The following is a 1,519-nucleotide window of genomic DNA, read 5'->3' on the forward strand; positions in this document are numbered from 1 at the left end:
TAAACCATTTAGGTTAAGTTAGAAAGGGCGCACGGTGAATGCCTTGGCACTAGGAGCCGATGAAGGACGGTACTAACACCGATATGCTTCGGGGAGCTGTAAGTAAGCTTTGATCCGGAGATTTCCGAATGGGGGAACCCGCTGCTCGTAATGGAGCAGGATCATTACCTGAATTCATAGGGTAATGAAGGCACACCCGGGGAACTGAAACATCTAAGTACCCGGAGGAAGAGAAAGCAAACGCGATTCCCTGAGTAGCGGCGAGCGAAACGGGAACAGCCCAAACCGAAAGGCTTGCCTTTCGGGGTTGTAGGACACTCAACATGGAGTTACAAAGGAACGGGGTAAATGAAGCGGTCTGGAAAGGCCAGCCATAGAAGGTAACAGCCCTGTAGTTGAAACTTCGTTCCCTCCTGAGTGGATCCTGAGTACGGCCGGACACGTGAAATCCGGTCGGAAGCAGGGAGGACCATCTCCCAAGGCTAAATACTCCCTAGTGACCGATAGTGAACCAGTACCGTGAGGGAAAGGTGAAAAGCACCCCGGAAGGGGAGTGAAAGAGATCCTGAAACCGTGTGCCTACAAGTAGTCAGAGCCCGTTCATGGGTGATGGCGTGCCTTTTGTAGAATGAACCGGCGAGTTACGATTGCATGCGAGGTTAAGTTGAAGAGACGGAGCCGCAGCGAAAGCGAGTCTGAATAGGGCGAAATAGTATGTAGTCGTAGACCCGAAACCAGGTGATCTACCCATGTCCAGGGTGAAGTCCAGGTAACACTGGATGGAGGCCCGAACCCACGCACGTTGAAAAGTGCGGGGATGAGGTGTGGGTAGCGGAGAAATTCCAATCGAACTTGGAGATAGCTGGTTCTCTCCGAAATAGCTTTAGGGCTAGCCTCACGAAGTTAGAGTCTTGGAGGTAGAGCACTGTTTGGACTAGGGGCCCTCATCGGGTTACCGAATTCAGACAAACTCCGAATGCCAAAGACTTATCCGTGGGAGTCAGACTGCGAGTGATAAGATCCGTAGTCAAAAGGGAAACAGCCCAGACCACCAGCTAAGGTCCCAAAGTATACGTTAAGTGGAAAAGGATGTGGAGTTGCTTAGACAACCAGGATGTTGGCTTAGAAGCAGCCACCATTTAAAGAGTGCGTAATAGCTCACTGGTCGAGTGACTCTGCGCCGAAAATGTACCGGGGCTAAACGTATCACCGAAGCTGTGGATTGACACTTGCGTGTCAGTGGTAGGAGAGCGTTCTAAGGGCGTTGAAGCTAGACCGTAAGGACTGGTGGAGCGCTTAGAAGTGAGAATGCCGGTATGAGTAGCGAAAGATGAGTGAGAATCTCATCCACCGAATGCCTAAGGTTTCCTGAGGAAGGCTCGTCCGCTCAGGGTTAGTCGGGACCTAAGCCGAGGCCGAAAGGCGTAGGCGATGGACAACAGGTTGATATTCCTGTACCACCTCTTTATCGTTTGAGTGATGGGGGGACGCAGGAGGATAGGGTAAGCGCACTGCTGGT

1 rRNA gene is annotated in these 1,519 nt (G+C 51.8%); it reads left to right on the plus strand.

The annotated features are described in order from the left end of the window. Window positions 1–11: 11 nt before the first annotated feature. Window positions 12–1,519 (plus strand): 23S ribosomal RNA (locus tag BN2425_RS00385); the annotation flags it as partial.

The organism is Neobacillus dielmonensis (assembly GCF_000612665.1).
Taxonomy (GTDB): Bacteria; Bacillota; Bacilli; order Bacillales; family Cytobacillaceae; genus Neobacillus; species Neobacillus dielmonensis.